The following is a 509-nucleotide window of genomic DNA, read 5'->3' as shown; positions in this document are numbered from 1 at the left end:
CACTTACTCTCCATTAGTAGAATACAACGGTGTTCACAAATGGTTTGCGAAGACAGACCTTCTCTTGAAAGACGGTACAAGATTAGCTAAAGGTACTGACTTGACGCAATATGTCAGCCAAACGATTGATCACAAGTCAAGAACAGTTGTGTATTCATTCTCTAGTGACTTCTTGAGCAAGATTTCAGATAATAGTGAATTCCAAGCTACAGGTTACATGCAAGTGAAACAACTGAATACTGGTACCGTGAAGAACACCTTTACTGAAATTATCAACAATGTTGAACGTGATTCTAATACGGTAACAGTAGACTCACCTCAAGATTATGGTGATGTTGTGGTTCACTATGTAGATGAATCTGGTAAGAAAATTAAAGAAGATGTAACGGATACTTCTCATTCTAAGGTTGGTGAAAACTACGATACAACAGACCACAAGACGACAGCGATTAAGTCTGGTGATAAAGTGTACAACCTTGTTCCTGAAAAGACAAAAGGTAATGAAAAAG

The 509-nt window shown here is 37.7% G+C and carries 1 protein-coding gene; it reads left to right on the top strand.

Annotation, left to right across the window (positions count from 1 at the left end; all coding sequences use genetic code 11):
• Window positions 1–509: LPXTG cell wall anchor domain-containing protein (locus HMPREF2887_RS01355; RefSeq protein WP_148131474.1), on the top strand; the 509-nt coding region annotated here is incomplete at both ends.

The organism is Streptococcus sp. HMSC071H03, from assembly GCF_001813035.1.
GTDB classification, from domain to species: domain Bacteria; phylum Bacillota; class Bacilli; order Lactobacillales; family Streptococcaceae; genus Streptococcus; species Streptococcus anginosus.
This window is presented reverse-complemented; position numbering and strand designations above follow the sequence as displayed.